Here is a 24,965-nt window from a genome sequence, read left to right as displayed (position 1 = left end):
ATTCCACCTCTTAGCCTAGTCTAGTAAATGATATGTACTTACTAGAGAAGGTAGAACAATAAATTTTGACGATCTCTATCTAGTATAGAAACCTGCATTATCTTGGTTTACGGCATCATGCAAAGCTGCATTTAATCCATTTGCAATTAAATTGGACATATCTTCAATAAATACATCCACTTCCTTTGGCGTTACCATCAAATTATGTCCTAGCGGAGATAATACTTCATGAATTAATCTTCTTTTTTCTTCTTCTTCTAAAGTACCAATCATTCCAAGAAAAGTATTTCGGTGATGCTCTTCAGGCATATCTTCGTCAGTCAATTTTTTCTTCTCACCAAAAGTCATTCCTGCTGGTGCTAATGCCCTAGAAGGTCGATTTCCTTCTTTAAGCTCCCGTCCAAAATGCTTTAAAATAAAATCAATCGTATCACTTGTAATAGAAACCGCATCCACCACTGTTGGTACACCCACTGCGATCACTGGTATTCCTAATGTTTCTTCACTAAGCTCTTTACGCTTATTCCCAACCCCAGATCCTGGATGTATTCCTGTATTAGATATTTGGACCGTGGAATTGACCCTCTCAATGGATCGTGAAGCTAACGCGTCAATAGCGATGACAAAGTCAGGCTTCGTTTTTTCAACCACTCCCATAATAATGTCACTTGTTTCTATACCAGTTAAGCCCATCACACCAGGAGCTAACGCACTTACTGGGCGATATCCTTCGTCCACACTCTCAGGACTTAATTGATATAAATGTCGCGTAACTAATAGATTTTCACACACCTGGGGCCCCAGAGCATCAGGAGTAACATTCCAATTCCCTAAGCCAACTACAAGGCAAGATGCATCTTTATTTATTCCTAGTCCACTTATAAAATGAGAGAATTCTCTCGCAAACGTTTCTTCAACCTTTTTTTGTAAATCAGTGTCCTGCTGTCTAATTCCTTGTACTTCGATGGTTAAATACTTTCCAGCTTTTTTATTTAGCTCTTTCTCTCCTTCCTTCGACACTTCTACCAACGATAGCTTGATTCCGTTCTCTTCCTTTTCTTTAATAACCACACCATGTATATTAGAGAGATCTTGTTCATCTGTTACATTGTTCCCCCTGCTTGCAATCACCATCTCCCTTGCCTCTACTGCCAAATCGGTGCGGATGGAATATTTACTCAAATCTATTGATTCTTTCATCATAAGCCCCTCTCTTTCGTCAAATTAGATCATAAACTAGCAACTATTATTTCCTTTTCTAAATAAAACCATTCAAATCAAGTGATATCGATGGATATATTTCCATTGAAAAGTATTGCAATAGTATTCACCGAATGATAAAATGTGTTTTGTTCTTAATTTACGTAAATTAATGAATGGTGATTGTCGAGTATATAAACTCGATGCTTTGTAGGAGGTGAAAAGAATGCCAAATATTAAATCTGCAATCAAGCGCGTGAAAACAAGCGAAGAGCGTAATGCACGTAACACGATGGTGAAATCTGCAACACGTACTGCTGTTAAGAAAGTAGAATCAGCTATCGTAAACGGTGACGCTACTACTGCACAAGAGAGCTTTGCTCTTGCTGCAAGTAAACTTGACAAAGCTGCAGCAAAAGGTCTTATCCATAAAAATGCTGCTGCTCGCAAAAAGTCTCGTTTAATGAAGAAATTAAACTCATTAAACTCTTAATTTTTTGCTACTCATAGATAAAAAGCTAGATCCTTATCGGATCTAGCTTTTTTTGATTTATGAACCAGAATGTAAATGAAATAAGAACATTTCGATAAGAAGCTCCTTCTTCATACCACCTGTTTTCGCTTGATAATCAGCATCTGCTAACATTTTCATAATTTTTGTTAGCTCTTCATCACTAAATTGCATCGCTTGTCCTGCAGCTAGTTTCACACGGAATGGATGTACTTTTAAATACCCTCCCATTTGCTGCTGACCGTATCCACGTCTTGCTAATTCCTTTACCTGGTAAATTAAACGGAACTGCCCTGCAATAATCGCTAAGATTTTGAGCGGTTCTTCGTTTTGCCTTAATAAATCATAATAAATACGTAATGCCTCGTCTATTTTTCGATGCACAACTTTATCAACAAGTGCAAATATATTTTGTTCAAGAGAGCGTGACACGAGCTTCTCTACTGTTTCAGCATCAATTTGTTTTGTCTCATTACAGTATAAGCTAAGCTTGTCTACTTCTGAGGTTAATAAAAATAGATTCGTCCCAGCTAATGCGAGCATCCGCTCTACTGCCTCATCATCTATACTTGTTCCATTTGTCTTAGCTCTTTGAACAATCCAATTCTTTAGTTCGTGTTCTCCAAGTTTCTTTGCCTCTGCCACAACAGCTGTTCTCTTTAATTCTTTTGTTAGCTTTTTTCGTTCGTCCAGCTTTTCATATGGCGCTACCATCACAACAATTGAATAAGGAGACGGTTCCTTCATGTATTGTTCTAGTCTTCCTAGCTGATGTTCCACTTTATCTTTCGTTTTTTCAGCCGTTAAGAACCCTGGGTTATTTAAAAATATCAGCCTTTTATCCCCTAAGAATGGGATTGTTTCGGCATCCTCTAATGCCACTTCAATCGATATCTCTTCTAAATCATAGGTGGATAGATTAAAATCACTTTCATCTTCACCCAAAACATTTTGTATAAAAAGCTGCTTTGTTTCATTTATTAGAAACGATTCTGTTCCATACAATACGTAAATAGGAGAAAATTCTTTCCTCTTAATTTGCTTCCATAAATCAAAAATCACTTTTCCTCGCTCCGTTCAGGAAAATAGGTTACTTATTTATCCTAATGAAGGATCAAGGATTTGACAAGCATTTTAAAGGGAATTGATCAATCTCCTGACCAATTCCCATCTATAGAAACGCTGAAGAAAGAGGCCTAGGATACTCCTTTTACAGCGATAACCCCCGTTGTATACATTATTGTTACCGTACATCAAAAAAGTATTTGTGACAATGACTGACAAGCAAGGAAAAGAAACAGAGGATCGGTAGATTTTTTTTATGAAATCGCTTATACTAAGATTGATTAGGAGGGGTAGTTGTGAACGAATTTGAGAAAAATGTGCAAAGTAAACGTAATGACGCCGTTGATTCTGGTGTAGGGTTCATCGTTTCCTTCGGTTTTTTTGCAACTTTATTTATCATTGCAACTGTCATTAAACTCGTAGGGGCATAATGTTGTGCTACATAAAACATAAGGAGACTGCTACTGCAGTCTCTTTTTTATGGGTTTGTTACATCATATGGGATATGTTTAGAAAAGGTTCCTATCCCATTTTGAAAAGTGTAACTTATCGCACCATCCTTATCCGTACGAAAAATTTTTATATTTCTTTCCTTTAACCGATCCAAAACTTCTTGATGCGGATGCCCAAATCGGTTGGTCTCCCCTACAGATATTACTGCCACCTTCGGCTGATAGGCCTGAAGAAGCGTAGCAGAGGTCGAGCTTTTGCTGCCATGATGTCCTATCTTTAACACATCCACTCGTAAGGTAGGATACTCCCTCAATAACCTTTCTTCTCCTTCCTCACCTAAATCTCCTGTAAACAACCAAAATAACCCTCCTATCTTTACATGAATCACCACCGAATTATCGTTCCTATCGTCTTGTTCAATGATTGGATTAACGATTTTAAAAGAGGATCCATTTTCTTTCCAACTCATTCCATCCTTTACAAATATGACGGTAGTTTTCTTTTCTTTAGCCAATTGAATGATTTCATTTTCCAAATTAGAACGATTCGTAACATAAGGCAGGATTAATTCTTCCACTCTCATTGTTTCGAGCACAGACCTTGCTCCTCCAATATGATCCATATCACCATGCGTTAATATTAACTTATCGATCGTACTAACTCCTTTTCCTTTTAAAAAGGGGACGAGAATATCATTTCCAACTTCAAAAGGATTCCTTGGCTTTTCCCATTCTTCCTCATGAAAAGACACAGTTCCTCCCGTATCAATTACATACGTTTTTTTATGAAAACCATTTTGAATAACGATACTGTCTCCTTGCCCAACATCAACAAACGTGATTTGCCCTGAGAAAGAATAATGTGACAAGTAGTAAGAGAAAGCAAGGGTAAATAATAAAGGAAGGATTGAAATCAGTTGTCTTTTCCTAGTCTTACCTGTCTCCCATTTGTAGAATAAATAAATGATAGTGCATATAAGGACAAGTATTATCCATTGAGAGGGGCGGCCAATTGTGACTGTTTGGAATGGAAACGAAGCTAGCCAAACGGTTAATTGGTTCATTGAGGTAATGAGAAAATCCATTGGTTTAATCATAAATGAAATAGGTTTCCCAAAAATGAATAACAAAAAAAACAGAGTGATAAAAACCGGGTTTATGATTATAGAGAAAATGGGAATATAAACGAGGTTTGCTAACAATGACAACAAAGAAAATTCATAAAAATGATAGAGGACAATAGGGAGAGAACTTAGTTGGGAAATAAATGACGCTTTTATTAAGAGGAATTTAGAAGGCTTTAATAATCCTTTGGTGGAAAGAAGTAAGGAGAAGGTCACACTAAAGGACAGTTGAAACCCAACATCAAAAAGGAGGTAAGGTGAAAAAAATGTATAAACCATGAATATGATACTGCAAATATCTAGTCTGGACAAGGTTGACTGTGATACAAGTCGAAGGAACAAAAAAAGAAACATCATCATCGCTGCTCGAAACACAGGAGGAGAGGCTCCTGACAAATAAACAAAGACTGGTAGATAGAGAAGAAGGACGACAATCATGCGTTCTCTTGTCACTCCTAAACGCACACCAATATAATGGATGATGCTTACGTAAAGAGCAACATTCGCTCCAGAAATAGCTAATAAATGGATAATACCAAGTTTTTGATACGCTTTTTCTAAGGATGGATCAATTATCTGTCTCTCCCCAAACAATAGGGCACTGGCCAAGGAAGCGACGGATTCTGGAAAATAAGATTCCAATAATTCAATTGCTCTTTGCCTTTGTTTTTTTACAATTAGAATAGGTCCCTTATGTTCTTCACAATCGCTCCATCGATCAACGACTAACTGCCAATGAATGTGTTGATGATTTAAGTAGGATTGGTAATCAAAAGCATTTGGATTGGTTTGTCCATTCACAGCTTTTAAGCTACCTGTTAGCTGACAAGAATACCCAAGAAGTCTCTCCTCATTTAATCTGGATTTTTCCTTTTCGGATTTCATTCGGTATTTAATTAATAGCCTTTCTCCGGTTGTGTCTTTTCCATAACCACTTAGTAGACTTCCATTAAGCTTTACTTCATCTTGAAACGAAACAACAAACTGGGTCTCACTCCCTTGAAAAACAGATTCATTTCTGTTTATATCAATCCTTGCCTTCGTATAGAAAACAAGGACAATCAAAAAAATGATAAAAATATTTCTTTTGGAGAAGCGCTTATAACACAAAAATAAGATCAAAAATAAAAAGAGTGAGACCTTGACAACAACTTGGGTCTGAAAAGCAGTAACCAGAGCAAGTAAAGAAGCTAATGCAAAATAGATCCATCTTTCTTGCAAGATATCACCCCCGAATCGTGTTTGAATCAAGGTATATTATTCTTGAAAATTCCAACTTAAACGCCCAGAACTATCGTTTTTATTGTTAAGCTCATTTTCAATATCCATTTCTAGCTTTATCGCTTCCACGTTGCTTATGCGAAGAAGATGATAGCAATATTCATGATTTTTATAATCATGCGTATAATAAATTTTTGTAATACCCGCTTGTAATATCTTTTTCATACAATGGATACAAGGAAAATGAGTCACATAGATTTGACTTCCCTTTGTGGAAACTCCTTCAAGTGCACACTGAAGAATCGCATTTTCTTCGGCATGCAAACAGCGAAGACAGTGATTATCAACGACGTAACAGCCCGCATCAAGGCAGTGATCATCTCCACTAATTCCCCCATTATAGCCAGTTGAAATGATTCGATTATTCTTCACTAATACCGACCCTACATTTAGTCGATTACATGTGCTTCTCATACTTATCAGATGTGCATTTAGCATAAAGTATTGATCCCATGTTAAACGATGATTGCTCATATTCCCCACTCCACATTTCTCATTTTCTACTAGTCTAAGGGAAATTGTCGATTTTAGTCAATGCTGTTATTTAACAATGATCAGTTCCTGCAGTTTTTCAAATGTCTTATCACCAATCCCTGTAACAAGCTTCAAATCATCAATCGTTTGAAATAATCCGCTATCTTCCCGATAGGATATAATCGCTTCCGCTTTAGACGGTCCAATCCCTGGGAGAGTTTGCAATTCATCAGATGTCGCCTTATTAATATTGATTTTGTCAGCTCCTTGACTAGTAGAGGTAGAACTAGAACCGGCAGACACAATCATACTTCCTCCTTCCTCGCCTATTATAGGTATATACAATACCATTTCATCTGTTACCCGCCCAGCAAAGTTAATCTTTGTCTCGTCCGCTCCTTCCTTTAATCCTCCAGCCTTTTCAATAACATCGATCACCCTTTCATCTAGCATCACTTCGTACACACCAGGATTCTCTACCGCTCCTTTTACATCTACTAAATTCTTTACATCTGGTTCCGGAACAAGCCTTTCTTCGGACACTTCCGGAGCTTGTTCTTCTTCACTCGGAATCGTCCATTCAGTTTCCTCCTCTTTGTCATATACAAGACCACGGGCATAAATTAGTATTACAATGGTGATCACAGAAGACCCAACAATAAACCATTTATACTTCTTTACAGAGTCAATCATCTTGTTACTCCTTTCTTGGCATATTCACAAATTTATTTACATACTTTTATATGAGAATGCTTGCTTTGTGAAGGAGGGAAGTACATTGAAAATCGGAGTGATTGGTACAGGGAATATGGGGAGGATCTTAATTGAGGCACTTATTGATGGAAAAGCCATTTCCCCTTCTTTTATGAATGTGACAAATCGAACGCTAAGTAAAGCAATGAATATAAAAGCAGTGTATAATGACATCGCCGTACTTTCTGATGCTAAAAGCGTAGCAAGAGTATCAGATATCCTGTTCTTATGCATAAAACCAAAAGACATCCATAAGGTATTAATGGAAATCAAACCATTTTTATTGCCAGAGAAATGTGTTGTTTCCATCACGAGTCCTATTAGTGTTAATCAAATTGAATCGGTGGTCGACTGTTCAGTGGCGAGAGCAATACCAAGTATTACCAACAGGGCATTAGCAGGTGTATCTCTACTAACGTTTGGTGATAGCTGTACGGGGGAATGGAAGGATAAGTTACTTCAACTGTTTGAAGCCATTTCCACGCCGGTCTCCATTAACGAAGATATTACAAGGGTAGGCTCAGATATCGTTAGTTGTGGACCAGCCTTTTTCAGTTACTTAACGCAAAAATTCATTGATGCAGCCGTAGCAGAAACTAAAATAGATAAAGAAACCGCAACGACACTTGCTAGTGAAATGTTAATTGGGCTTGGGGAATTGCTACGAAAAGGATTTTACACACTTCCAACCCTACAGCAAAAAGTTTGTGTTAAGGGCGGAGTCACATGGGAAGGAATTAAAGTGTTGGATGCAGAGCTTGGAGATGTGTTTGAGCACTTATTTCAAGCAACTCATACAAAGTTCGAAGAAGATTTGATTGAATCACAAAAACAGTTCCCTTTAAATAATTCTCTAAAGAAATAATGATTCCTGCAACAATTTAAAAAAAGGCTGATTATTTTCAATCAGCCTTTTTCTCATGCCTGTTTTTTAGCGATAAAAAAGATTCTTTCTCCCTCGGATGATAAATCGTCCATAAAATCAGAGAAGATATCTGTTACATACAAGCCGCTTGCTTCTAACCAATTTTTATACACTTCTACCGGAAATGTTCTCTGACTATGAAACTCATCATAACGGTCATATTTCCCGCTTTCATCATCCTGGACAAAAAATGTAAGTTCATGTTCAATACTAAGAGGATAGTCTCCTTGAAAACAATTCCAAATATAACAAATATCCTCCTCATCATGAGTAAACGTTTGATTCATAAATATATTCATGATTTTATGAACGGAATGTACATCAAATATAAAAAATCCATCCTCATCAAGTAAGTCATAAATTTTCGCAAACGTTTCAATTACTTCTTCTTCCGTCTGTAGATAATTTAAGGAATCACAAAATATCCCGATTACATCGAAACGTTCATATAAGTCAAGTTCAACCATATTTTGTTGATAAAAAGGAAGCTTAAGCCCGTTAGTTGCTGCTTTCATTTGCGCTACCGTTAGCATGTCCGCTGATAAATCGACACCTGTCACTTCGAATCCAGCTTTTGCAAAGCGCACAGATAACTCACCCGTACCACAGGCTAAATCTAATAGTTTTTTTCCCTTACATTCGTACTTGCTCCACTTTTCCGTTACGATAGAAACCCATTCATCATACGGTACATCCTTCATTAATTCATCATAAAGGTAGGCAAATTTCCCATACGTCATTGAGTGAGAACACTTTCCATATTTTCTATTGGTGCATCACCCCATAAACGCTCAAGGTTATAGTAACTTCTTTCGTCTTTATGGAATATATGAGCCACAACATCCCCTAAATCAAGAAGGATCCATCTTGCCTCGTCGAAGCCTTCCATTCTCTTTACAATATAGCCATTTTCCATTGCCTTTTCCTTCATTTCTCTGGCAATCGCTTGAACCTGCTTATCAGAGTTTCCGTGGCAAATAATAAAGTAATCAGAAATTAGTGAAATGCCCTGCATATTTAATACAACAATATCCTCTGCGCGCTTATCATCAGCAGCCTTTACTGATGTTTCTAATAATTGACGATTGGTCATCCAATCAGTCCTCCTTTAAATGAATGAAATAGTTATACGTTTGGAGCGTTAATGGAAAAACTGCTCGTTTCTTTTTAATTAAGAATATAATTGAATTTTGAATAGAAAGTAACAATGCTTCATTCAAATTCCTATCTGCTACTTCTCTGACCTCATCGACACCTGGAAATTGCCTTCCTGGCTCAATGTAATCAGCTACATAAATGATTCTTTCAAGTAATGACATGTGCGGTCTACCAGAGGTGTGGTAACGGATTGCCTCAAGCACTTCATGATCACGAATTCCGACTTCATTCTCCACTAAATACGCGCCTACTGGAGCATGCCAAAGTTCGCTGTTATAGGAAAGCAGTTCCTCTGGCATTTTTTCACGAAGGATGATTTGCTTCATCTCCTCCTTGGGACGAAACTTAGCATAATCATGAAAAATCGCTGCCAACTCTGCTTGTTTCTCATTTGCACCATATTTTTTTGCTAGCTTTACCGCGGTTTCTTCTACCCCTAGTGTATGCTGGTAACGATGGTCGGTTAATTGCTCTTTAACAATCTCTAACGCTTTCGCTCGATCCATATAACTGATGCTCCTTTATATATTGTATGACGGAGTCAGGGGTAAGATAATGAATAGTATTCCCATTCTTTACTCTTTCTCTTATTAAACTAGAAGAGACGGCAAATTCCGGAATATCTAGATAGAGAACCGGGTAACTTGTCTGCAATACGTGTTCTGGTCTTTGAACTCCGACAAAAGTAACAAGTTTAATTAAATCATCAATCTTGTACCATTTTGGTAAATATTCAACCATATCTGCCCCGATAATAAAATAAAACTCTGTACCATCATTTTTTTCCTGCAGAAGTTTCATTGTGTCATACGTATAGGACGGACCACTTCGCTCCAACTCTATCTTCTCCACTTTAAACTGTGCATGATCACATACTGCCTTTTCAAGCATGTTCACTCGATCGATCGTGCTCGTCCCACTTGTTGATTTATGCGGTGGCTTTGAATTGGGTAAAAACCATATTTCATTTAGCCCTATGAATTCTAAGACCTCGTTTGCAATAAGCAGATGTCCATTGTGGGGCGGATCAAAGGTTCCCCCTAAAATTCCAATTTTCCTCATAAGGACCTCCTCTAGTTAAGGAAGCTGTAATTGTTTATTTTCCTCAGACTCTTTATATAGAACAATGGTTGATCCAATTACTTGAACCAGCTCTGCCTTACAGCCTGACGATAACTTTTCTGCTACTTCATCTTTGTCCTCATCACAATTCTGTAGCACACTTACTTTCAGAAGCTCTCTAACCTCTAACGCCTCATTGATTTGTTTAATCATATTATCATTCACTCCACCTTTACCTACTTGAAAAATAGGGTTTAGATGATGTGCTTTCGAACGTAAAAATCTTTTCTGCTTACCAGTTAACATCCTTATCCTCCTAATCGGTTTAAAACCAATTTTTCCATTCTTTTTTGGTCCGGAAAAATTCCAGTCCATTTTTTAAATGCTAATGCTCCTTGTAGAACGAACATATCAATTCCATTTTGCGTATGAGCCCCATTTTCTTTTGCAGAACGCAAAAATAGAGTTTCAAGTGGGTTGTATATAATATCACTTACAAAACTATTTTCTTTTAAGTTATGTAAAGAAAGCGGTTGGCATTCTACATCCGGCGCCATACCTATTGATGTGGTTTGAATGATAATATCGTACTCGCCCAAATCTTTCTCAGCTTCCTCACGAAGTAATACGCTAGAGTTAACTGTATATGGACATTGAGCGATTAATTCTGCTGCTTTTTCACTCGTACGATTGGTAACATCTATATTTTTAATCCCCATTGAAGCTAAAGTAAAATAAATAGCTCTTGCAGCCCCACCAGCTCCAACGATAAGGATTCGGTGGTTAAAAAGATCTGGAATAATATTCATAATTCCTTTTACTGATCCTTCCCCATCTGTGTTGTAACCAACAAGTTCGCCATCCTCATTTACCACTGTATTAACTGCACCGATGGCTTTTGCTAATGGATCTAAGCGATCAAGCATCGGAAGGATATCGACCTTATGTGGAACAGTCACATTAAACCCACTAATTTGAATCGCTTTTAACCCTATGACGGCTTTCTGTAAGTCTTCTTTTCTCACATGAAGCGCCTGATAATGAGCATCTATATCATAGTAGCCAAATAAATCATTGTGCATGGCAGGTGACATAGAATGAGCGATTGGATCCCCTATTACCGCATACAGCTTTTTCAAAAAATTCCCTCTCCCTTGTTGTAGCCTAGAGTACTTCATGAGGTTGATCAAGCTGATTTACTCAAATAGCTAAATTATATAAGTGATTTTCTAATCATTGCATGGACACCCTTAGGGACATACGCTGCAATCTTCACTCCTGGTTCGTTTACCGTTATCCAGCCCAGACCAGAAAACACGATATCTGTTTTTTCTTCTTTAATCATAAATTCATGGCGAACGAGTGGTGGAAATTCTTCCAATTCATCTGTTCTTGGAGGTGAGAGCATGTCACCCACATGCTTTTGGTATAATTCATCGGCATGATCAAGTTTTGTACGATGAATATTAATTTCATTAGAAAAATGACAAACAAATGATTGTCTTCCTCCACTAATAAAATCAAATCGTGCAAGTCCTCCGAAAAATAAAGTTTGTCCTTCGTTCAATTGAAAGACTTTTGGCTTTATTTCCTTTTTGGGAGTAATAACTTTCAAATCCTGTTTACTCACGAAATGAGCCATTTGGTGATGATTAATGATTCCTGGCGTATCGATAAGATGCTTACCGTCAGAAAGTGGAATCTCAATAATATCAAGAGTCGTTCCTGGAAAATGAGAAGTGGTAATGACATCCCCTTCTCCTGATACTTCCTTAAGGATACGATTAATAAATGTGGATTTCCCAACATTTGTACAACCTACTACATATACATCTTTGCCATTTCGATATTCGTCAATTGCTTCCGCTACTTCACGAACAAAATGACCTTTATGTGCACTCACTAAAAACACATCTTCTGGATGCAAACCTAGTTTTTTAGATTCTCGCTTCATCCATTGAATAACTTTATTTGGCTTTACAGAGTGAGGTAGAAGGTCCACCTTATTTCCAACAAGCAGTATTTTATTCTTCCCTACAAAACGATGTAGCCCCGGTAACCAGCTACCGTTAAAGTCAAAAATATCGACAATTTTTACAATAAGTGCATCGGTTTGAGATAATCCATTTAGAATTTTTAGGAAGTCATCATCTGTTAAACTAACGTCCTGAATCTCATTGTAGTGTTTTAAACGAAAGCAGCGTTGGCAAATAATAACTTCCTTTTCCAGTGCGGATGAAGGCGCATAGCCTAAAGCGTCCTTATCCTCTGTTTGTATATTTACTCCACAGCCTATACACGAAAACTGTTCACTCAAACTTAATCCTCCCATACAATCATTCCTTTTTTACGGAACCAATTCAATATTCTACGCTCAACCAGTCGATTAAACTTTGTCACAAATCCATCTGTTGAGGCAACAGGTACAACAAGAATGGTGTGTAATCCACTGCGATTACCACCCAGAACATCTGTAAGCAGCTGGTCTCCGATAACCACCGTTTCTTCCTTAGATGTTCCCATTTGCATCATAGCCTTTTTAAAGGCTCTTGCCATAGGCTTACGAGCTTGAAAAATAAAAGGAATATTCAGCGGATCAGAAAAAGCTTTCACTCTTCCTTCATTATTATTAGACACAATGGTCACTAGAATATTGTGTTTTTTCATTTCCTCAAACCATTTGATAAGGTTCGGTGTTGCATTTGGTCGATCCCATTCGACAAGAGTGTTATCTAAATCAGTTATGATCGCCTTTGCTCCCTTTTCCTTTAGACTTTCGGGAGTAATATCAAATATACTTTTGACATGCTGATCTGGCAAAAACTTTTTAAGCATTTCTTACACCTCATTAAATTGATGAAAATTTTTCGACAAATTTCACGTTCCTTCAACACTGTGGATAACTTTATGCACAAAACTCACACTGTCATAAAAAGGAATTACTCTTTTATAAACAAATTAATCACAAGTTATCCACCACAACTTGTGGATAACAGAACGGTTGTTCTGTTTTGTTTATTTTGATAGAGTAGGAGTACAGCTACATAGCCTACATTTTATGATGAATCACTATGCATTAGAACCATTCTCAAGAAAAGAAAGGTGTGATTTCCATTGCGTAAATTATCGGATGACTTGCTTGTTGAATCGTATTTTAAAGCAAGAGAATTACAACTAAGCAAAGATTTTATTTATCTAATTGAGACAGAAATTCACCGTCGTTCATTAACTCACAAAATCATTGTCTAATAAGCCCTTTGTGGGGCTTTTTTCTTTGCGCTCACAAAACAATATCATGTCTCTTTTAATAACGCAATTCTTTCCCCCACTTTAATAGGAAATGGAAGCGATTTTTCTAATGTTGATTGAAGGGAGTCTTTCTCAAACAGTAAAACGACTGTTGATCCAAATGTAAAATATGCGAGTTCCTGCCCTTTTTCTACCTGTTCATTCTTATGTGTAACTTCAATGGAATTCACGAACATGGCTCCCACCTTCACCACTGCTATATGACCGGTATGATGCTGAATTTCGGTCACTGTCCGATAATTTTTCGAAAGTGTACTTTTTCCATACTTTAACCCAAGTGAATTGACTGGATATGATTTCTTTCCAAGAGTCCAACTAGCTGTAATCCTTCCTGCTACAGGACTATGAATACGATGGTAATGACTCGGGCTTAAGTACAAAACCATAAAGGTCCCATGTATGTATTTCTGTAAAAGTGCATCATTACCTAGCATCTCTGAAATCGAGTATGTTTTCCCCTTCACCTCAATTAATTTCTGTTCTGAAATTGGGCCAACTTCCTCAAGGACCGCATCCACTGGACTAGAAACAGCTTGCACGTCCTGATCTATCGGTCTACTCCCTTTCCTCAGCTTTCGTATAAAGAATTCATGAAGTGTAGAAAATCCCTTAAGATCTCCTTCCATTTCCTCCGTATTGATTCGATAGATTCTTGAGAAGTGAGGAACAACATAACGACTGATATTTGATGTAGCAAATCTCTTCAACAGCAATGATGACCATTTGCCATTGGTTAATTCAATCATAAAACGATAAATGGGCTGAAACAATGGATTAACCTCCGTTATGGGAAAATTCTCACATAATAAATGAATAAAACAAGATAACCAATCATTACATATAATTAAGATGTTTTTTATCCATTTTAATATAGGGGTGAGGCGTATTTGTTTTTATTAAACGTACTCGATCAAACGCTTAAAAAATTAAGAATTCAAACGGCCAATCTTTTAACTTTCATCAACCTCTTTCTTGGTGGATTCGCAGTGATTGAGAGCCTTAAAGGTAATTTAGAATTGAGCCTTTTATTAATTTTCATTGCCGCTTTCGTTGACCGATTTGATGGAATGGTTGCCCGAAAACTTCATATTGAATCAGAGCTTGGCAAACAATTAGATTCCATGAGTGATATTATATCATTTGGTGTTGCACCTGCACTATTGATTTATCAAGGAATATTATTTGAGTTTGACTTTCCTGGAACATTTTTTACGATTTTTTATATCGCCTGTGGGGCATTTCGGCTTGCACGCTTTAATATCAGTGAGAATCAAAGCTATTTTACGGGTTTACCGATTACAGCTGCCGGCTGCTTATTGACTTTTAGCTACCTTATGCTCCCGTTCCTACTTCCTGAGATGTTCCTCTTTTTCATTATTATTCTTTCTTTTTTCATGGTTAGTCCTTTCAAATTAAAAAAAATATAGACACAGCCATATAATAGCCGTGTCTATATTGTCTCATTTAGTTAACGATAAAAATTCCTCAACATCAGCTACACATTGTTGTACTGCTTTTTCCCAAAAATCAGGCTTTGTTAAATCAACATTCAAATGCTTCCAAGCTAATTCCTCTACTGACATAGATGCCGTATCCTTTAATAGAGCAATGTACTTTTCCTCATAGCCTTCTCCTTCTTCTATTGCCTTTGCATAAATTCCTAAAGAGAATAAATAACCAAATGTGTAAGGAAAATTATAAAAAGGAACACCTGTGATAAAGAAATGGAGCTTAGAGGCCCAGAACAAAGGATGATATTCAGCAAGTGCCCCACCATACGCCTCTTCCTGTGCTTCTTTCATTAACTGATTTAAACGATCTGTTCCTACGACTCCATTTTTTCTTTCCTCATAGAAGCGTGTTTCAAATAGAAAGCGAGCGTGTATATTCATTAATAATGCTACTGAACGCTGTATTTTATCCTCTAATAACGCTAATTTTTCCTCTGGGTTCTCCGCTTGTTTGACAGCAGCATCTGCTACGATCATCTCAGCAAAGGTCGAGGCTGTTTCTGCAACATTCATCGCATAATTTCTATTTAAATAATGCTGACCTCTCATCGCATATGTATGAAAGCCGTGGCCTAATTCATGTGCAAGAGTTGAAACATTGGAAGGGGTACCTGAAAACGTCATAAATATTCTTGACTGATTGCTCTCAGGGAAAAAGGTATGAAAACCACCAGGTGCTTTTCCAGGGCGATCTTCAGCTTCAATCCATTTCTGTTCAAATGCCTTTCTTGCAAACTCAGTCATTTCTTTTCCAAAGCGTGAAAAATGCTCAATAATAAATTCGGCACCCTCTTCATAAGAAACCTTTGATTCTACTTGACCGATAGGTGCATCTAAGTCATACCAACTTAATTTATCCTTCCCTAGTAACTTTGCTTTTCTCTCTAAAAATGTTACAAAAGGGGCTTTGGCATCGGCAATAACCTGCCACATCATATCTAATGTTTTCTTCTGCATACGATTGATTTGTAAAGGCTCCTTTAACACATCTTCCCATCCACGAAGCTTGTATGTGTTTAATCGAAATCCGGCAAGATGATTGAGAGTTTTTGACAAGAACTCTGCTTTATCAGACCATGATTGCTCCCAGCCTTCAAAGATGGATTTTCTTACCTCATGATCAGGATGCGCGAACTTATTAGCTGCCTGCCCAACTGATAACTCTTTTGTTTCGTTTCCATCTTTAAACGGAACTTTAATCGTACCAACGATCGTATCATATAATTGCCCCCATCCATGATAGCCGTCAATGCTTAATGCATTAATGATTGTTTCTTCTTCCTGAGAAAGTCTCTCTAATGCATGGATCCGTCTTTCAAGTAACACAAACTGCAATGGATGTAGAGCCTCTCCCTGCAGCAGCTCTTTCCAAATTTGATCGTCGTATGTAGTTAATTTTTGATCAAAAACGGTGAGAGCATTTTGTAAACTCGCACTTAGTTCAGTTACTTGCCCACGAAGTCCGCCAACATTTTTATCGTTTGTATTTTGTGCATGTAAACAGCTAACAAATGCCCCTGCCTGGCGGATCTTTTTCGCCACTCTTTGAAAGAATTCAACGATTTCTACAATTTGTTCTTGATCTTCTATTTTATTTGATGGTTGCCAGTCTGTAACCCTACTTCTAAACTTTTTAACCTCTTCTATTGAGCTATGTATGTGATTAACAAATGCTTGAGAGGAACTTCCCCCTGAAAAAAACACGTCAAGGTCCCATACATCATGATAATTACTTCTTTTTGTCATTCATACCCCTCCTCATCAATGTCTATTTCATTATAAATTTATTTTTCCGAAAACTCCACGAAAAGTTTCGAAATACGAAAGACCCATCAAGATGATGGGTCCAAAGATTAATATCGATAACCAGTAAAATACCACCAACCCCCGAATATGAGCAACAGTACGAACAAAACGATAAGCAGTGCTAAAGCTATTCCACCGCCACCATAATATGGTGCTTGATAAGCATATGGATAAGGATAACCGTATGGCATTTTTTACCCTCCTTTACACTATATCCTACTAAACAATGTATGTTCATTGTCCATATTGGTGTAGGCAGGTGCGGACTTTCCCTACATACATATAGGCATAGATTTTCTCTATGCCCGTTACCTTCTAACTTTGTGAATCACGCTTTCGCTTTTCCTTCTCTGCTCGATAAAATTCATGAAACATCTTCATCAATGCTCTTTTTTCAATTCTTGAAACATAGCTTCTTGATATGCCTAATTCTTTCGCAATCTCTCTCTGCGTTTTTTCCTTTTTTAAATCGAGACCAAATCGACCAACGATTACTTCCTTTTCCCTATCATCCAGCACGTCAATAAATTCTTTTACCTTTTCAAGCTCCATATTTAGTTGAATGGTCTCTATGACATCCTCAGATTCTGATTTCAAGACATCAATTAATGATATCTCGTTGCCTTCTTTATCCTGACCAATTGGGTCGTGTAGGGACACATCTTTTTTTGTCTTTTTCAAAGCCCGTAAATGCATAAGAATTTCATTTTCTATACAGCGGGCCGCATACGTAGCTAGCTTTGTTCCTTTCCCTTCTGAATAGCTTTCAATGGCTTTAATTAATCCAATTGTTCCAATGGAGATTAAATCCTCTGAATCTTCCCCCGTATTCTCAAATTTTTTGACGATATGAGCGACGAGACGAAGATTATGTTCAATAAGCATATTACGAGCGTGAGCATCACCATCTGCCATCAATCGTAAATATTTCTTCTCATCCGACGATGATAAAGGTTGTGGAAATGCATTATTTTTAACATAGGAAACTAAAAACACAATTTCCTTTACTAAATAACTAAGTGCAGTCAATATACCTGACATTTATTCCACCCCACTTTCAGGACTTTCCCCATGTTAATACCTATGAAGAGAGGTGGTCGTATTTGTCTGTCCCACTTAATTATATTTAAATAGAATTAATTTTAAAAAAACACCGACAGCGTTGGTCGGTGTTTTAAGCTTCTATTCTACGGAAACTTCGGCAGCAATTATACAACCTACAGATCCGCATATAATTAAACCCATAACAATTGCAAACATGTTACCACCCCTTCTCACCCTTTTGTTACTTCGAATGTACCATATAATTCAGATCAAAATGGCGAATGGATGTGAACATTTTGTTACTTATGAAGCCTTCAAAATGCACTAAGTCACTTTTATACTAAGAGATTTCTCCGGGGGAAGAACTCTACTTTAGTTTTCTTATGCGATACATTTCTAGAGACAGCAACAATACACGGAGGAACATCGAATTCCCCTCCTCACCACAAACTCGTTAGGTGGTATCTTTCTCCACCCATAAAACTGCCTTACGATCTTGCATGAAATAAATCATCTTCATTCCCACCTTTCTTTATTTTTTAGTTTTGTTATTAACCATACTTTAAAATAATCGTTGAATGGAAAGCATACGATCGCGAGTAGCTTCATAATGTTTTTTTGCCTGTTCTGCTCGTTCAAATTCAGCAGCTGACACGTTACGTTTTTTAATCGTCACTGTTAAGAATAATATATTCAGTGTCATATCTATCACCTCCTTTATTTTTGCACACAAAAAAGCCGCAGAGATCCCCCTGCGACTTTTAGGCATATAAAAAGCCGCAAGAGTACATTCTCCATGCGGCTTTGAAATGGCATAAGTTAGGTTCACATTTACTTAAGCAATCCATTCCTAATGGTCGAATGCGTGAAACATTTAGTTGTTTTCTTTTCAGTTGCTACAAATAATTTAATCATTTCACTCGACCTCCTTTTTAGAAATTATTGCTTACAGTGGTAATTATATCCACTATTACCACTTCTGTAAACCCCTATTTTTAATAATTTCAAAAAAAACAGCCCTCAGGCTAGCTGAGAGCTGTTTTTCTATTCATTTATGTCATCAAGCTTTGTTTTTATTTGCTTCGATAAAGTAAAAAAGTAAATAGAACCTGATAAAAACAGCATAGATGAGCACATCATAATATATAGATCGGTTAGCACCTTTTCACCTGATGGAATGATAACACCTAGGTAAAAAAAGCTTCCTACGGCAAGTAATACAACCGCAAATCTTTTAAAGTCAATCATTTTCTCTTCAAGCATTTTTCCTTTGCTGCTATCTTTCACTACACTCACCTGCAACCTTCTCTTGTTCTATGAAACTACTTTATCATAGAAAGCTGTGTTAGTGAGGATGTAATTAATAGCAATTTTTCTAAGGTTATTCAATCAGCCTTTGATCTTTTCAACGATTTTCATAACCAAAGAGGCTGAATGAAGTGCTGCTTTTTCTAAATATTGTTCAAAAGAAACATCTGATTCTTTTCCAGCGATATCAGAAAGTGAACGTATGATAACAAATGGAATCCCAAATTGATAGGAAACTTGGGCAATAGCAGCTGCTTCCATTTCAACCGCCTGCAGATCAAGAAATTTATCACGGATTGCATCCACACGCTTTGGATCATTCATAAAAGAATCGCCCGTTGCGATTAATCCTTTCACAACTTGCACACTACCAATTTCCTGTGCAGCTGCTTCTGCAATCTCAACAAGCCCGGAATTGGCCTCAAACGCTGCAGGAAGCTGCGGGACTTGACCATACTCATATCCAAATGCTGTAACGTCTACATCATGATGGCGTACCTCAGAAGAGATAACAACATCACCTACATTTAAATCAGGATGAAAGCCTCCTGCTGAGCCTGTGTTAATAACATAATCAGGCTTAAATCTATCTAATAGAATCGTTGTGGACATTGCTGCATTTACTTTCCCTATTCCAGAGCGCAGTAGGATTACCTCAGCGCCATCCATATGACCTGTAGTAAACTCACAACCAGCAATTGTTTGTTGTTCTCGATTGCTGATCTTCTCTCGTAATAAAGCTACTTCTTCTTCCATTGCACCAATAATTGCGATTTTCACTTATAAAGACCTCTCTCTATTGTTTTATTCTATCAACGCTAGTTCTTCCACTAAAGTAGGCTTCCAACCTTTGCCTTCCACCCACTCAATGGAAACGCGATAAATTTGGGTTCTGTCCTTTGAAAAGACGGTTCCTTTTGATTTATTATGACCATCATTTCCAAGAAACTTGATTGTCATATTATCCTTTGACAATCCAGTGGCATATTCAATAGCAGAAACCATTTCATCCCAATCCACACCGCTATACACGCTTGTATGTTCACCTGTTTGGCTTGTTCCAACTGGCTCCCAATTTGGGTTAACAATGGTCTTAACTACGTTAGAATCCGCCCCGCCTTCTGTCACAATTGCCTCTTCGTTATCATTAGAGCTAGCTTCCTCACTAGACTCTTCATTTGAGGACGAAGAGTCAGTAGATGAAGAGTCCTCATTCGTTTCTGAGTCAGATCCTGCTGTCTCTTCGTTTGAAGACTCTTCTCCTTCATTCACTTCATTTGATGCTTCTAAGCTTTGTTCCTGCTCTTTTTGTGTCGTAGCTTTATCATCGTTTCCCAAAAAAATAACCCCGGAAACAACAATAATCAAAACCAATACTATTCCAATGAGACCATTTAAAATCAGATTTGTTTTACGACGCTTCGACCTTTGATTAAACCTTGATTGTTGAAAATCATCTTGCATCATACGAACCTCCTAGACCTCTTTTGATCATCCTTTTAAGAGCGAACTCGCTATACATTCTACCATTTAACCGGGAAATCGAAAAGGACAATCACGTTACAAATACATTAACGTTTCGACAGAGACTCATTATGATCAATGTTATATATATTTTTTACCATATCAGCAAATAATCCGTTTACTCCTCCTTCATCTCCATAAACACCTAAATTTACTGTTACTAAAGCGTATTTGGGGTTATCGTATGGGAAATAACCAGCAAACCATTTATTATGCAATTGTTTCTCATCTTTAAAAATTCCTGTTTCAGCTGTTCCTGATTTCCCAGCAACGGCATATGGCAGTTCTTGAAACCATCTACCCGTTCCATTTTCATTTACAACCACTTCACGCAATAATTTTTGAAGCTTCATTGCTGTATAAGGAGAAATGGATTCACCAGAAAGAGCTTGCTTTTCGAATGGCAGTAGCGAATTCCCGTTTTTGTACTCCACTTCTGAAACAACTCTGACGCTCTCCCTTACTCCACCTTTTGCAATCGTCCCCATCATATTGGCAACGGCAAGTGGTGTAGCACGTACCTCATGCTGACCGATTCCTGTCAAAGCAACAAAATTTTTATCATTTTTAGCATCCTCTGATAAAAACACACGGCCTTGTTGTTCTTCTTGAAGTTGCTTAAAATCAGAGAAATGATAGATATCACCATTCCACCCGACAGAACCTACAAGAGATAATTTGTTCGCGTACTCCTCGAGTATGTTAGGGTCTATTTCCTTTAATTCCTTTGCAATCGTTCCAAAAGTATTGTTACAACTTCTTGCAAAGCTATCCGTAAAGTTTAACATTCCATGATCATACACTAAGTCCGGTTGACCATTAATTTTTTTACTACAATCATACATTCGAGTGGGATCGTCAAGTTCATAATCAATGGCAGCTCCAGCCACTACCGTTTTAAAAACAGAACCAACAATTTGCTCAGAAATCATCATATTTTTCAGACCATTTGATCCTTCCTCAAACGGTTTTTGCTTGTTAATGGAAGGTTTAGATACCATAGCAAGGACCGAGTTTGTTTCTAAGTCTAGAAGGACAAGTCCCCCTTTACTAATTTGATATTGATCAACTAGATTTTCAGCCATTTCCTGAATATCTTTATCTATCGTTGTCTTAATATTGACTGGATAAAAAGGATTGGCTGGTTCGACGTATTTTACATCAATTCCAAACAGCGGTCCACCCTTAGCATCAACATGGTAGATAAGCTTGGAATTTCCATCAGGAAGCAAAAATTCATCAAAGCTTTTTTCTAAACCGGTTAACCCGATCACAGTCTGTTCTAGTAAGTCTTTATCAGGATATCGTTTTTGTAATTCAGCTGTATTTTGTCCCGTAATACCGATAAGTTGCTCAGCTGGATACTCAGTTAGCGAGTACTTTCGTTCAACGGCAAACACACCTGGTATTTTCAAAGCATTAATTTGCTCCATTTGTGCATCTGTTAGTTTCAATGGATTGGGATCACCATAGGCGAAAGGATCTTCCGCTTGTTTCACTCTGTATTCAATTGATTCCACAGGAACATTTATTATTTCAGCGATCTGTTCACTATCCCATTCCATATTCTTTAAAAAAGGAAAGAGGATGAGAACCGGAATCTTTCGGTGAACAAGTGACTCCCCATTTCGATCAAGAAACCCGCCTCTTCCATTGTCAATCACCATTTGCTGTGAGCGTTGAACGACACTTGCCTCAAGAAGATTAACGTTATGTTTGGTAAAGTTTTCTGTTGAAACGAGCTGCACTTGGACAAGCCTTCCTATTAAGAGACTAATTGCTGTTATACAAAAAATTAACCATACCACTGCCCGTTTTCTCCACATAATAAAAAACACCTCGTCAAAAGTGTTGACGAGGTTTTCTTATTTCAAACCAATTTACTTAATATTTGTAATACGAACATTCATTTCTCCACCAGGCGTTTGAACCGTTACTTCATCTCCAACCTTCTTACCCATCAAGCTTTTGGCAATTGGAGAATCGTTTGAGATTTTGCCTTCAAATGGATCTGCTTCTGCACTTCCAACGATTGAATACGTTTCCTCATCGCCTCCAGGAAGCTCAACAAACGTAACAGAACGACCTAATGCAACCGCATCGGTAGCCAACTCATCCTCTTTAATAATCTTTGCATTTCTTATCATATTTTCAATCGTTGTAATACGACCTTCAACAAATGCTTGTTCTTCTTTTGCTGAGTCATACTCTGAGTTCTCAGATAAGTCTCCGAAGCTACGAGCAATTTTAATACGCTCTACGACTTCTTTACGTTTTACTGATTTTAAATGTTCTAATTCTTGCTCTAATTTTTCTTTACCAGCTAAAGTCATCGGGAAAACCTTTTCTGTTGCCAAGACCCTTCACTCCTTCTAGTTTCACAACCCCCAAATAGATTGTGTATTCTTCTTATGTAGTTATATCTTACGGTAAATGCATAGGAGCGCGTCCTTATGAAAAGGGCGCGCATGAAACGTCCAACGGGACTTATTTTGGGAAACATTTGCATTACTGCTTTTTATTGTTTCATAAAAATGATTTTTGTTCAAGAATTGTTTGAATTTTTGTCACCATCAAATCAATTGCGACAAAATTATGGCCACCTTCAGGGATAATAATATCTGCATAACGCTTCGTTGGTTCAATAAACTGATTATGCATTGGCCTCACCACATTAACATACTGCTCAATGACTGAATCCATTGAACGCTCGCGTTCTTTTATATCTCTTACCAATCTTCTAATAATACGAAGGTCCGCATCTGTATCTACGTATAACTTAATATCCATTAAGTTACGAAGTCTTTCGTCTTCTAATACGAGAATCCCTTCAAGGATAATGACATCCTTAGGCTCCACATGGATGACATCATTTGAACGGGTATGAACACTGTAGTCATACACAGGCTTCTCAATCGCTTCATAGCGGAGAAGACTCTCAATATGCTCAATTAGTAAATCATTGTCAAATGCTAGCGGATGGTCATAATTCGTCTTTAGACGCTCTTCAAAAGGTAAATGCGATTGGTCTTTATAATAAAAATCTTGCTCGAGCATTAAAATTGAATGCCCTTTAAACGACTCGTATATAGATTTTGTTACGCTCGTTTTCCCGGAGCCGGAGCCACCGGCTACACCAATAACAACGGGTTTGCGATTCATGCTAGTTTAAATCTCCTTCCGCATCATGTTGTTTGGGTAAACCGGCTTGTCTAACTTGAACTTTACGATTTGCATTGGATGTCTTGCCGTATCTAGCTCATTGCCATCCTCATCCCAAATTTTTTCAATGACCGTTGTAAAGTTCTCGATTTCAGGTCCAAAAAACTCTACTTCTTGACCAGGTTTAAAGTAGTTACGTTGCTGAAGTGTTACCATTTGAGTTTCCGCATCATAGTCTAACACCAATCCAGCAAAGTCAAAAGTTGTCTTTTTGCTATGATTTCCAAACATCTGCTCTTTATACCCAGGAACTCCTTCAAAGAAAGCTGGAGCCGTATCTCGGTTAGCACATTTATCAAGTTCTTCTAACCATTCTTTCTGAATGACAAAGTTCTCAGGGTCTGCACAATAAGCATCAATCACTTTACGGTACACACTAACAACTGTTGCCACATAGTGAATAGATTTCATACGACCTTCGATTTTCAAACTATCGATACCGAGCTCAATCATTTGTGGAATCGACTCAATTAACTTAAGATCCTTAGGGCTCATCGCAAACGGTGCATCGCCCTCGCTAAATTGAGCTACTTCATTTTGTTGATCAAGTGTATACAAGTCATAATCCCATCGACAAGACTGGCAGCAACCACCACGGTTTGAATCTCGAGCTGTCATATGATTACTTAATGTACAGCGTCCAGAGTAGGCAATACACATTGCACCATGGATGAAAGTTTCAATTTCGATATCCACTTTCTCTTTCATTTCTTTAATTTCTTCCGCACTAGTTTCACGCGCAAGTACCACACGCTCTAATCCTTCTTCCTTCCAGAATTGGACTGCTTTCCAATTGGATAAAGACTGTTGTGTACTTAAATGCACTTCAATTTCAGGCGCTAATCGACGGCATGTTTCTATAATAAGAGGATCAGCAACAATAATACCTGCAACCCCAGCCCCTTTTAAACCAAGAATATAATCTTCTAATCCATCTATATTCTCATTATGCGCAAAAATATTTGTTGTTACATAAATCTTGGCACCATATTTCTTAGCAAACTCTACTCCCTCTTTCATTTCATCAAAAGTAAAGTTTCCTGCGTTTGAGCGAAGTCCGTACTCTTGCCCACCGATAAATACAGCATCTGCCCCGTATTGGACAGCAATTTTTAATTTCTCTAGATTTCCAGCAGGTGCAAGTAATTCAGGTTTTTTTACAATTACTCGCTTTCCATTCACAATCTGTGAAATTTTATCGTTTAATACGATAGACATCTTATTCCCTCCTTAACA

At 37.6% G+C, this 24,965-nt stretch carries 30 protein-coding genes; 5 read left to right on the top strand and 25 right to left on the bottom strand.

From position 1 onward, the window contains the following. Window positions 1-75: 75 nt before the first annotated feature. On the bottom strand, window positions 76-1,200 hold the full coding sequence (gpr, locus tag M3175_RS02135; RefSeq protein ID WP_251515244.1) for a GPR endopeptidase: 1,125 nt from the start codon (window positions 1,198-1,200) through the stop codon (window positions 76-78). Window positions 1,201-1,426: 226 nt separating this feature from the next. Here gpr and rpsT point away from each other — a divergent pair, with 226 nt between their 5' ends. Next, a complete protein-coding gene (gene rpsT / locus M3175_RS02130; RefSeq protein WP_251514151.1) occupies window positions 1,427-1,693 on the top strand; it encodes a 30S ribosomal protein S20 in 267 nt (88 codons plus the stop codon). Between the two features lie 57 nt (window positions 1,694-1,750). On the opposite strand, the gene holA is transcribed toward rpsT, so the two are convergent. Beyond that, window positions 1,751-2,773: a DNA polymerase III subunit delta gene (gene holA, locus M3175_RS02125; protein WP_251514149.1), complete on the bottom strand. Its 1,023-nt coding sequence runs from the start codon at window positions 2,771-2,773 to the stop codon at window positions 1,751-1,753. 299 nt (window positions 2,774-3,072) lie between these two features. Here holA and M3175_RS02120 point away from each other — a divergent pair, with 299 nt between their 5' ends. Further along, window positions 3,073-3,207, top strand: coding sequence for a YqzM family protein (locus tag M3175_RS02120; protein WP_084361972.1), 135 nt, complete (start codon window positions 3,073-3,075; stop codon window positions 3,205-3,207). 47 nt (window positions 3,208-3,254) lie between these two features. Here the strand turns inward: M3175_RS02120 and M3175_RS02115 are convergent, their stop codons facing one another. From M3175_RS02115 to M3175_RS02105, 3 genes are all read right to left on the bottom strand, one after another. Beyond that, window positions 3,255-5,573: a DNA internalization-related competence protein ComEC/Rec2 gene (locus M3175_RS02115; RefSeq protein ID WP_251514147.1), complete on the bottom strand. Its 2,319-nt coding sequence runs from the start codon at window positions 5,571-5,573 to the stop codon at window positions 3,255-3,257. Window positions 5,574-5,609: 36 nt separating this feature from the next. After that, window positions 5,610-6,107 (bottom strand): ComE operon protein 2, encoded by a 498-nt coding sequence (locus M3175_RS02110; RefSeq protein WP_251514146.1) that lies wholly within the window; start codon window positions 6,105-6,107, stop codon window positions 5,610-5,612. A gap of 66 nt (window positions 6,108-6,173) precedes the next feature. Further along, a complete protein-coding gene (locus M3175_RS02105; RefSeq protein ID WP_251514145.1) occupies window positions 6,174-6,800 on the bottom strand; it encodes a helix-hairpin-helix domain-containing protein in 627 nt (208 codons plus the stop codon). 85 nt (window positions 6,801-6,885) lie between these two features. On the opposite strand from M3175_RS02105, the gene comER reads away from it, so the two are divergent. After that, window positions 6,886-7,725 (top strand): late competence protein ComER, encoded by an 840-nt coding sequence (comER, locus tag M3175_RS02100; RefSeq protein WP_251514143.1) that lies wholly within the window; start codon window positions 6,886-6,888, stop codon window positions 7,723-7,725. Window positions 7,726-7,778: 53 nt separating this feature from the next. On the opposite strand, the gene M3175_RS02095 is transcribed toward comER, so the two are convergent. From M3175_RS02095 to M3175_RS02060, 8 genes are all read right to left on the bottom strand, one after another. Further along, window positions 7,779-8,525 (bottom strand): class I SAM-dependent DNA methyltransferase, encoded by a 747-nt coding sequence (locus M3175_RS02095; protein WP_251514142.1) that lies wholly within the window; start codon window positions 8,523-8,525, stop codon window positions 7,779-7,781. Then, on the bottom strand, window positions 8,522-8,878 hold the full coding sequence (rsfS, locus tag M3175_RS02090) for a ribosome silencing factor (RefSeq protein ID WP_251514140.1): 357 nt from the start codon (window positions 8,876-8,878) through the stop codon (window positions 8,522-8,524). The genes M3175_RS02095 and rsfS overlap by 4 nt, the downstream gene beginning before the upstream one ends. Before the next feature lie 4 nt (window positions 8,879-8,882). Further along, window positions 8,883-9,449, bottom strand: a complete 567-nt coding sequence (gene yqeK / locus M3175_RS02085; RefSeq protein WP_251514138.1) for a bis(5'-nucleosyl)-tetraphosphatase (symmetrical) YqeK — start codon at window positions 9,447-9,449, stop codon at window positions 8,883-8,885. Next, window positions 9,418-10,005, bottom strand: coding sequence for a nicotinate-nucleotide adenylyltransferase (locus tag M3175_RS02080; protein ID WP_251514136.1), 588 nt, complete (start codon window positions 10,003-10,005; stop codon window positions 9,418-9,420). The genes yqeK and M3175_RS02080 overlap by 32 nt, the downstream gene beginning before the upstream one ends. A gap of 15 nt (window positions 10,006-10,020) precedes the next feature. Continuing rightward, window positions 10,021-10,311 carry a ribosome assembly RNA-binding protein YhbY gene (gene yhbY, locus M3175_RS02075; RefSeq protein ID WP_251514135.1) on the bottom strand — a complete coding sequence of 97 codons (291 nt, stop codon included), beginning with the start codon at window positions 10,309-10,311 and terminating at the stop codon, window positions 10,021-10,023. Window positions 10,312-10,313: 2 nt separating this feature from the next. Next, entirely contained in the window at window positions 10,314-11,144 is an 831-nt protein-coding gene (aroE, locus tag M3175_RS02070) for a shikimate dehydrogenase (RefSeq protein WP_251514133.1), read from the bottom strand. Window positions 11,145-11,218: 74 nt separating this feature from the next. Next, a complete protein-coding gene (gene yqeH, locus M3175_RS02065; RefSeq protein WP_251514131.1) occupies window positions 11,219-12,337 on the bottom strand; it encodes a ribosome biogenesis GTPase YqeH in 1,119 nt (372 codons plus the stop codon). Further along, a complete protein-coding gene (locus M3175_RS02060; protein ID WP_251514130.1) occupies window positions 12,325-12,840 on the bottom strand; it encodes a YqeG family HAD IIIA-type phosphatase in 516 nt (171 codons plus the stop codon). Before M3175_RS02060 ends, yqeH begins: the two co-directional genes overlap by 13 nt. Window positions 12,841-13,119: 279 nt before the next feature. On the opposite strand from M3175_RS02060, the gene M3175_RS02055 reads away from it, so the two are divergent. Further along, entirely contained in the window at window positions 13,120-13,254 is a 135-nt protein-coding gene (locus M3175_RS02055) for a sporulation histidine kinase inhibitor Sda (RefSeq protein WP_119709206.1), read from the top strand. Between the two features lie 44 nt (window positions 13,255-13,298). On the opposite strand, the gene M3175_RS02050 is transcribed toward M3175_RS02055, so the two are convergent. Then, window positions 13,299-14,084, bottom strand: a complete 786-nt coding sequence (locus tag M3175_RS02050; RefSeq protein WP_251514128.1) for a phosphatidylserine decarboxylase — start codon at window positions 14,082-14,084, stop codon at window positions 13,299-13,301. 117 nt (window positions 14,085-14,201) lie between these two features. On the opposite strand from M3175_RS02050, the gene pssA reads away from it, so the two are divergent. Next, the gene (gene pssA, locus M3175_RS02045) at window positions 14,202-14,741 is read left to right on the top strand and encodes a CDP-diacylglycerol--serine O-phosphatidyltransferase (RefSeq protein ID WP_251514127.1); all 540 of its coding nucleotides are present in this window, start codon (window positions 14,202-14,204) and stop codon (window positions 14,739-14,741) included. Between the two features lie 33 nt (window positions 14,742-14,774). Here pssA and M3175_RS02040 read toward each other — a convergent pair whose 3' ends face one another. The 11 genes from M3175_RS02040 to M3175_RS01990 form a co-directional block, all read right to left on the bottom strand. Then, complete coding sequence (locus M3175_RS02040; protein WP_251514125.1) at window positions 14,775-16,571, bottom strand: M3 family oligoendopeptidase; 1,797 nt, start codon at window positions 16,569-16,571, stop codon at window positions 14,775-14,777. Between the two features lie 107 nt (window positions 16,572-16,678). Then, complete coding sequence (locus M3175_RS02035; RefSeq protein WP_198158769.1) at window positions 16,679-16,822, bottom strand: hypothetical protein; 144 nt, start codon at window positions 16,820-16,822, stop codon at window positions 16,679-16,681. 124 nt (window positions 16,823-16,946) lie between these two features. Further along, window positions 16,947-17,672, bottom strand: coding sequence for an RNA polymerase sporulation sigma factor SigK (gene sigK, locus M3175_RS02030; RefSeq protein ID WP_251514123.1), 726 nt, complete (start codon window positions 17,670-17,672; stop codon window positions 16,947-16,949). Window positions 17,673-18,237: 565 nt separating this feature from the next. After that, the gene (locus M3175_RS02025) at window positions 18,238-18,378 is read right to left on the bottom strand and encodes a YrzI family small protein (protein ID WP_251514121.1); all 141 of its coding nucleotides are present in this window, start codon (window positions 18,376-18,378) and stop codon (window positions 18,238-18,240) included. Between the two features lie 341 nt (window positions 18,379-18,719). Beyond that, entirely contained in the window at window positions 18,720-18,971 is a 252-nt protein-coding gene (locus tag M3175_RS02020; RefSeq protein WP_251514120.1) for a YrhC family protein, read from the bottom strand. A gap of 93 nt (window positions 18,972-19,064) precedes the next feature. Further along, window positions 19,065-19,763: a 5'-methylthioadenosine/S-adenosylhomocysteine nucleosidase gene (mtnN, locus tag M3175_RS02015; RefSeq protein ID WP_251514118.1), complete on the bottom strand. Its 699-nt coding sequence runs from the start codon at window positions 19,761-19,763 to the stop codon at window positions 19,065-19,067. Window positions 19,764-19,787: 24 nt separating this feature from the next. Then, on the bottom strand, window positions 19,788-20,447 hold the full coding sequence (locus M3175_RS02010; RefSeq protein ID WP_306663934.1) for a YrrS family protein: 660 nt from the start codon (window positions 20,445-20,447) through the stop codon (window positions 19,788-19,790). Between the two features lie 107 nt (window positions 20,448-20,554). Then, entirely contained in the window at window positions 20,555-22,333 is a 1,779-nt protein-coding gene (locus M3175_RS02005; protein WP_251514114.1) for a peptidoglycan D,D-transpeptidase FtsI family protein, read from the bottom strand. Window positions 22,334-22,387: 54 nt separating this feature from the next. Then, window positions 22,388-22,864, bottom strand: coding sequence for a transcription elongation factor GreA (greA, locus tag M3175_RS02000; RefSeq protein WP_251514112.1), 477 nt, complete (start codon window positions 22,862-22,864; stop codon window positions 22,388-22,390). A gap of 169 nt (window positions 22,865-23,033) precedes the next feature. Beyond that, the gene (udk, locus tag M3175_RS01995; protein WP_251514110.1) at window positions 23,034-23,669 is read right to left on the bottom strand and encodes a uridine kinase; all 636 of its coding nucleotides are present in this window, start codon (window positions 23,667-23,669) and stop codon (window positions 23,034-23,036) included. 6 nt (window positions 23,670-23,675) lie between these two features. Beyond that, on the bottom strand, window positions 23,676-24,947 hold the full coding sequence (locus M3175_RS01990) for a peptidase U32 family protein (RefSeq protein ID WP_251514108.1): 1,272 nt from the start codon (window positions 24,945-24,947) through the stop codon (window positions 23,676-23,678). Window positions 24,948-24,965: the final 18 nt, after the last annotated feature.

This window comes from Robertmurraya korlensis, assembly GCF_023715225.1.
GTDB lineage: Bacteria > Bacillota > Bacilli > Bacillales > Cytobacillaceae > Robertmurraya_A.
This window is presented reverse-complemented; position numbering and strand designations above follow the sequence as displayed.

Coding starts and splice junctions, on each gene's coding strand:
- gpr (WP_251515244.1), bottom strand. CDS start 1,200: ATGAAAGAATCAATAGATTTGAGTAAATATTCCATCCGCACCGATTTG.
- rpsT (WP_251514151.1), top strand. CDS start 1,427: ATGCCAAATATTAAATCTGCAATCAAGCGCGTGAAAACAAGCGAAGAG.
- M3175_RS02110 (WP_251514146.1), bottom strand. CDS start 6,107: ATGAGCAATCATCGTTTAACATGGGATCAATACTTTATGCTAAATGCA.
- M3175_RS02105 (WP_251514145.1), bottom strand. CDS start 6,800: ATGATTGACTCTGTAAAGAAGTATAAATGGTTTATTGTTGGGTCTTCT.
- M3175_RS02095 (WP_251514142.1), bottom strand. CDS start 8,525: ATGACGTATGGGAAATTTGCCTACCTTTATGATGAATTAATGAAGGAT.
- rsfS (WP_251514140.1), bottom strand. CDS start 8,878: ATGACCAATCGTCAATTATTAGAAACATCAGTAAAGGCTGCTGATGAT.
- yqeK (WP_251514138.1), bottom strand. CDS start 9,449: ATGGATCGAGCGAAAGCGTTAGAGATTGTTAAAGAGCAATTAACCGAC.
- M3175_RS02080 (WP_251514136.1), bottom strand. CDS start 10,005: ATGAGGAAAATTGGAATTTTAGGGGGAACCTTTGATCCGCCCCACAAT.
- yhbY (WP_251514135.1), bottom strand. CDS start 10,311: ATGTTAACTGGTAAGCAGAAAAGATTTTTACGTTCGAAAGCACATCAT.
- yqeH (WP_251514131.1), bottom strand. CDS start 12,337: ATGGGAGGATTAAGTTTGAGTGAACAGTTTTCGTGTATAGGCTGTGGA.
- M3175_RS02060 (WP_251514130.1), bottom strand. CDS start 12,840: ATGCTTAAAAAGTTTTTGCCAGATCAGCATGTCAAAAGTATATTTGAT.
- M3175_RS02040 (WP_251514125.1), bottom strand. CDS start 16,571: ATGACAAAAAGAAGTAATTATCATGATGTATGGGACCTTGACGTGTTT.
- M3175_RS02035 (WP_198158769.1), bottom strand. CDS start 16,822: ATGCCATACGGTTATCCTTATCCATATGCTTATCAAGCACCATATTAT.
- sigK (WP_251514123.1), bottom strand. CDS start 17,672: ATGTCAGGTATATTGACTGCACTTAGTTATTTAGTAAAGGAAATTGTG.
- M3175_RS02025 (WP_251514121.1), bottom strand. CDS start 18,378: ATGACACTGAATATATTATTCTTAACAGTGACGATTAAAAAACGTAAC.
- M3175_RS02010 (WP_306663934.1), bottom strand. CDS start 20,447: ATGCAAGATGATTTTCAACAATCAAGGTTTAATCAAAGGTCGAAGCGT.
- M3175_RS02005 (WP_251514114.1), bottom strand. CDS start 22,333: ATGTGGAGAAAACGGGCAGTGGTATGGTTAATTTTTTGTATAACAGCA.
- udk (WP_251514110.1), bottom strand. CDS start 23,669: ATGAATCGCAAACCCGTTGTTATTGGTGTAGCCGGTGGCTCCGGCTCC.
- M3175_RS01990 (WP_251514108.1), bottom strand. CDS start 24,947: ATGTCTATCGTATTAAACGATAAAATTTCACAGATTGTGAATGGAAAG.